Here is a 744-nt window from a genome sequence, read left to right on the forward strand (position 1 = left end):
CGAAGCTGCTGATCGCCGACGAGCCGACCAGCGCCCTGGATGTCTCGGTGCAGGACGAGGTGCTCACCCTGCTGCTGGAGCTGCAGCAGGAGCACGGATTCGGCTGCCTGTTCATCAGCCACGACCTGGCGGTGGTGCATTCGGTGTGCGACTCGGTCAGCGTGATGCGCCAGGGCCAGGTCCTGGAGTCCGGTCCGGCGGCCCGGGTGCTCACCGACCCGCAGCAGGACTACACCCGGCAGCTGCTGGCCTCGGTCCCCTCCCCGGATCCAGAAGCCCAGGCGCTGCGCCGCCAGGCCCGCCGGGAACTGCTCGCACTTGGAAGTGAAGGGAAATAGTTGAAGGCACGACTAGGAATAGACATCGGCGGCACCGGGATCTCGGCGGTGATGCTGGATCCGGCCGGCCAGGTGCTGGCCAAGTGTGCCACCCCCTCCCCGGCCTCCGAGGGCGGGGACGCCATGGTGCAGGCCGTGCGCCGGGTCAGTGTCGAGGCAATCGCCCAGTCCGGGGCCACCCCGATCAGTGCCGGGGTCGGTGCCGCCGGGGTGATTGACGCGCACGGCGTGGTCAGGGTGGCCAGCGACTCGTTTAGCGGCTGGCAGGGCTACCATCTGGGGGCCAACCTGCAGCGGGCGCTGTCCATGCCGGTGAGCATCGGCAACGACGTGGCCGCATTCGTGCTGGCCGAACAGTTCTACGGGGCCGGGTACGGGCACCCCAACTTCTTCGGCATCACGCTGG

General features: G+C 69.1%; 1 protein-coding gene and 1 pseudogene. Both read left to right on the forward strand.

Going from position 1 to position 744, the window contains the following annotated elements; all coding sequences use genetic code 11:
* Positions 1 to 338 (forward strand): annotated as a pseudogene (locus JCM19049_RS16405) (glutathione ABC transporter ATP-binding protein); the annotation flags it as partial.
* Positions 339 to 744: ROK family protein (locus JCM19049_RS16410; protein ID WP_279403454.1), on the forward strand; the 406-nt coding region annotated here is incomplete at its 3' end.

The organism is Arthrobacter sp. JCM 19049, from assembly GCF_001310435.1.